The organism is Bradyrhizobium sp. STM 3809, from assembly GCF_000239795.1.
Classification (GTDB): domain Bacteria; phylum Pseudomonadota; class Alphaproteobacteria; order Rhizobiales; family Xanthobacteraceae; genus Bradyrhizobium.
In genome coordinates, this window is the sequence record NZ_CAFJ01000225.1 from 1 (window position 1) to 3,881 (window position 3,881).

The 3,881-nt window shown below is 68.2% G+C and carries 6 protein-coding genes; 1 reads left to right on the top strand and 5 read right to left on the bottom strand.

The annotated features are described in order from the left end of the window. The first annotated feature begins 146 nt into the window (after positions 1–146). A complete protein-coding gene (locus tag BRAS3809_RS12265) occupies positions 147–983 on the top strand; it encodes a PhzF family phenazine biosynthesis protein (protein ID WP_008962411.1) in 837 nt (278 codons plus the stop codon). Between the two features lie 87 nt (positions 984–1,070). Here the strand turns inward: BRAS3809_RS12265 and BRAS3809_RS12270 are convergent, their stop codons facing one another. From BRAS3809_RS12270 to BRAS3809_RS12290, 5 genes are all read right to left on the bottom strand, one after another. After that, positions 1,071–1,490, bottom strand: a complete 420-nt coding sequence (locus BRAS3809_RS12270; RefSeq protein WP_035656177.1) for a carboxymuconolactone decarboxylase family protein — start codon at positions 1,488–1,490, stop codon at positions 1,071–1,073. Next, on the bottom strand, positions 1,429–1,917 hold the full coding sequence (locus BRAS3809_RS12275) for a MerR family transcriptional regulator (protein ID WP_008962413.1): 489 nt from the start codon (positions 1,915–1,917) through the stop codon (positions 1,429–1,431). The genes BRAS3809_RS12270 and BRAS3809_RS12275 overlap by 62 nt, the downstream gene beginning before the upstream one ends. Before the next feature lie 167 nt (positions 1,918–2,084). Further along, complete coding sequence (locus tag BRAS3809_RS12280; RefSeq protein WP_008962414.1) at positions 2,085–2,846, bottom strand: SURF1 family protein; 762 nt, start codon at positions 2,844–2,846, stop codon at positions 2,085–2,087. Between the two features lie 187 nt (positions 2,847–3,033). After that, positions 3,034–3,423 (bottom strand): DUF983 domain-containing protein, encoded by a 390-nt coding sequence (locus BRAS3809_RS12285; protein WP_008962415.1) that lies wholly within the window; start codon positions 3,421–3,423, stop codon positions 3,034–3,036. Between the two features lie 190 nt (positions 3,424–3,613). Further along, positions 3,614–3,881: cytochrome c oxidase subunit 3 (locus BRAS3809_RS12290; protein ID WP_035656179.1), on the bottom strand; the 268-nt coding region annotated here is incomplete at its 5' end.

Here is a 3,881-nt window from a genome sequence, read left to right on the forward strand (position 1 = left end):
GATGGCCGGGACAAGCCCGGGCATGACGCAGTAACCAACACGCAGGATCATTCGTCGGAGCAGCTCTTGATCGCCATTACGATAGGCTGCTTTGCAGGCGCGCCGGGGAAAGACATGATCTGCAAATCATTTGACAGGATCCCCATATGATCATCCAACGCATCGCGGCTTTCACCAATGGTCCGACCGGCGGCAATCCGGCCGGGGTCGCGATCGGCGAGGCGCTGCCCGATCCGGCGGCGATGCAGTCGATGGCGGCGGAGATCGGCTATTCGGAGACGGCATTCGCGGCGCCGGACGGGGATGCATGGCGGGTGCGCTATTTCGCGCCGCAGGCCGAGGTGGATTTCTGCGGGCATGCGACGATTGCGCTGGGGGCGGCGCTGGCGCGGCAGCAGGGCTCCGGCAGCTTTGCGTTGCGGCTCAATCATGCGGGGATCAGCGTCGACGGAGTGCATTCGGCCACGGAGTGGAGCGCGGCGTTCCACTCGCCGCCGACGCACACGCGCGCGCTCCCGGCTGCAGTCGTCGGGGAGATCCTCGCGCTGTTCGGGCTGACGCAGGATGATCTCGATCCGGGGATTCCGCCGGTCCTGGCTCATGCGGGCATGGATCACCCGGTGGTCGCGCTGCGCGAGCGCAGCCGCCTCGCCGCGATGAGTTATGATTTCGGCCGCGGCCAGGCGCTGGCGCAGCGCGAGCGCTTCTGCACCTTCGCCATCATCCATGTCGAGACACCGCAGCTCGTTCACGCCCGCAATCCATTCCCGTTTGGCGGCGTCTATGAAGATCCGGCGACCGGCGCTGCCGCCGCGGCGCTCGCCGGCTATCTGCGCGAGCTCGCCTGGCCGGCGCAGGGGCCGATCTTGATCCGGCAGGGCGAGGACATGGGCGTGGCCTGCGGCCTGCAGGTCGACCTCGATGGGCCGGCGGGCGCGCCAGTGAAGGTATCCGGCAGCGTGAGGGCGATCGAAGCCGCGTAGCCCGCATGAGCGCAAGCGACATGCGGGGTCGGCACCGGTCCCTCATGTCGCTTCGCTCATGCGGGCTACGAGCTCGGCGGTCGTCGCTCAGACCGATGCGGCCTCTTTTGCCTTCTCATCGGCCTCGGCGAAAACGGCCTTCGCTGCGAACAGGCCGTTGAGCGCGGCGGGAAAGCCGGCATAGACCGCCATCTGGATGATCACCTCGGTGATCTCCTCGCGGCTGAGGCCGACATTGAGGCCGGCCTGCAGATGCACCTTCAGCTGCGGGCTCGCATTGCCGAGCGCGGTCAGCGCCGCGATGGTCGCGATCTCACGGCTGCGCAGATCGAGCCCCGGGCGCGAATAGATGTCGCCGAACGGAAACTCGATCACGTAGGTGGCGAAATCCGGCGCGATGTCGGCGAGCGCCGCGATCACGTTGTGGCCGGCCTCGCCGTCGATGCTATCGAGCGCGCGCCGGCCGCGGGCCAGCCGGTCCTGAGCGATGTCGGCGCCGGTCGGCATCGTGCTCCCTGGGGTGGATGGGCTCGATATCGCTTGAGTCATGGTCATCAGTCCTCTCGTTGCCGGCATAGCCGGCGATCTCGTTGCCGGCATAGCCGGCGATCTTGCCGTCGAGAACGAGAAGGCAATCCTGCAACGTGGCAACCTGCGACCGGACGGCTTCGCGATGCCGCTCCAGGAGCCGGCGCCGATCCGGCTCTGTGGCGGGGCCGCCCGCGCGCAACTCCGCATAACGGAGCATGTCCCGGATCGGCATTCCCGTGGCCTTCAGACGGCCGAGGAATTCGATCCAGGTCAGGATCGATGCATCGTAGTCCCGCTGGCGCTGACGATCGCGACCGGCCCTGGGCAGCAGACCGATCCGCTCGTAGTAGCGGATCGTGTGGGCCGTCAGCCCCGACTGCCTGGCCAGTTCGCCGATCTTCATGCGCGCCTGATCTCCATTCACGACGCCCGGGAGGCTACGGGTTCGAGCGCGCTCTAAGTCAAGCGGCGTTTTGGCGGTCGCGCAACTGCGTAGGCCGCGTGCGCGTCAGCGAACGCGGGGTTGGCACCGGTCCCGCATGTCGCTGGCGCTCAAGCGGGCTAGGGGTGTCATCGATCGGCCTTGCGCCGTCCCCTCGCCCACACCGCGAAGGCGGCGATCAGCGCCGCGGCCAGCGAGAACCAGGTGATCGCGTATTGCATGTGTTCGTCGCGCAGATGCGGCGACAGCGGCCCGGGCTTGGGAATGCCGTTGTCGGGCGCCGGCGATTCGAGATCGACGTAGAACGGCGCGACCTCGCCCCAGCCGAGCACGCGGGCCATGGCGAGATGGTCGCGGGTGAACCACAGGCGCTTGTCGTGGTTCTCCGCGGCCGTGAGCAGGCCGGCCGCTTCGGGGAAGCGCAGATAGCCGGTCAAGGTCACCGGCTCGCCGGTGACGAGCTTGCCGACCTGGCGATCCTGGATGCCGCGCTCCTGCATGGTGTTGGCGACGAAGCCGGCGTCGATCACGACGGTCTCGCCAGAGGGCAGGCGCGCCGGCAGGAAGGCCCAGGTGCCGGGGCCGGAGACGTCCTCGCGCACGGCGGAGCCGGCGCTGTAGAGCATCGCGTCGGGGAGCTTGGCATAAGCAGCGGTGAAGCTGACGCGGCGGAATTCGTCGCGCTCGGGCGTCAGCGTTCGCCATTCGCTTTGCGGCGGCAGCGGCGCGGGCGCCGCGCTGACGCGCTCGGTGAGCGCGGCGATCAGCGCGTGCTTGGCGGCGCGGCGCTGCAGCTGCCAGACGCCGAGGCCGATGAACAGCGCGACCATCAGCACGGTGAAGGCGGCGAAGGCGCGGGCGGAGGTTCTGCGGGCAGGCGAGATCGTCATGACAGCACTGCGGGCGAGGATGAGAACGCCTTGCCGAAGCATGCGGTGCGCTCCCCTCCCCCTTGCGGGGAGAGGTCGGGGGTGGAGATGCCCCGAGCACGACTGCTGCTGTGGCGTCCCCCCTCCCCAGCCCTCCCCCACGAGGGGGGAGGGAGCGCACTGCGCTCGCGGCGAGATGTCGCGTCACTCATTGCGGGGTCTTGTCCACGAGGCGGCCGGGGGCGGCCTTGTGGTGGAATTGCAGGGCGATCAGCAGGGATTTCATGGCGCGCAGCGGCAGCAGCGTCGTCACCAGGATCAATGGACCCCACAGCACGGCGTGGACCCAGAACGGCGGCTGGTACTTGACCTCGACGACCAGCGCGGCGCCGACGACGATGGCGCCGGCGAGCATCATGATGAAGATGGCCGGGCCGTCGCCGGTGTCGATAAAGGCGTAGTCGAGGTCGCAGGCCTCGCAGCGCTTGCGCAGATTGAGGAAGCCCTCGAACAGCTTGCCCTGGCCGCAGCGCGGGCAGCGACAGGCGAGACCGCGCAGGACGGTCTGGGCCAGGGTGACGGGCGGATGGCTGGTCATGATGTGTTGCCCTTGCTCTTGCCCATGGTCTCGATGGGCGCCGCCGGACGCAATGCGTCGTGGTGATACATCCGCAGACGGCGAGCGCTGATCACATTTGGATCACCCTTCGCAGCGCTGCTCAACGAGAAAGGGCGGCCCGACGGCCGCCCTCCATGACACATTCGACGGAGTCCGTCCGCTCGCCGCGTCAGTGCGCGCCGTGCGCCATCGACTCGGCGCCGTGGCCCCAGACGTAGATGCAGATGAACAGGAACAGCCAGACCACGTCGACGAAGTGCCAGTACCAGGCGGCGAACTCGAAGCCGAGATGCTGCTTCGGCGTGAAGTGGCCGGCATAGGCGCGCGCCAGGCAGACGATCAGGAAGATGGTGCCGACCAGCACGTGGAAGCCGTGGAAGCCGGTCGCCATGAAGAAGGTCGAGCCGTAGATGTGGCCGGCGAACGAGAAGGTCGCG

Coding starts and splice junctions, on each gene's coding strand:
- BRAS3809_RS12280 (WP_008962414.1), bottom strand. CDS start 2,846: ATGACGATCTCGCCTGCCCGCAGAACCTCCGCCCGCGCCTTCGCCGCC.
- BRAS3809_RS12265 (WP_008962411.1), top strand. CDS start 147: ATGATCATCCAACGCATCGCGGCTTTCACCAATGGTCCGACCGGCGGC.
- BRAS3809_RS12285 (WP_008962415.1), bottom strand. CDS start 3,423: ATGACCAGCCATCCGCCCGTCACCCTGGCCCAGACCGTCCTGCGCGGT.
- BRAS3809_RS12275 (WP_008962413.1), bottom strand. CDS start 1,917: ATGAAGATCGGCGAACTGGCCAGGCAGTCGGGGCTGACGGCCCACACG.
- BRAS3809_RS12270 (WP_035656177.1), bottom strand. CDS start 1,490: ATGCCGACCGGCGCCGACATCGCTCAGGACCGGCTGGCCCGCGGCCGG.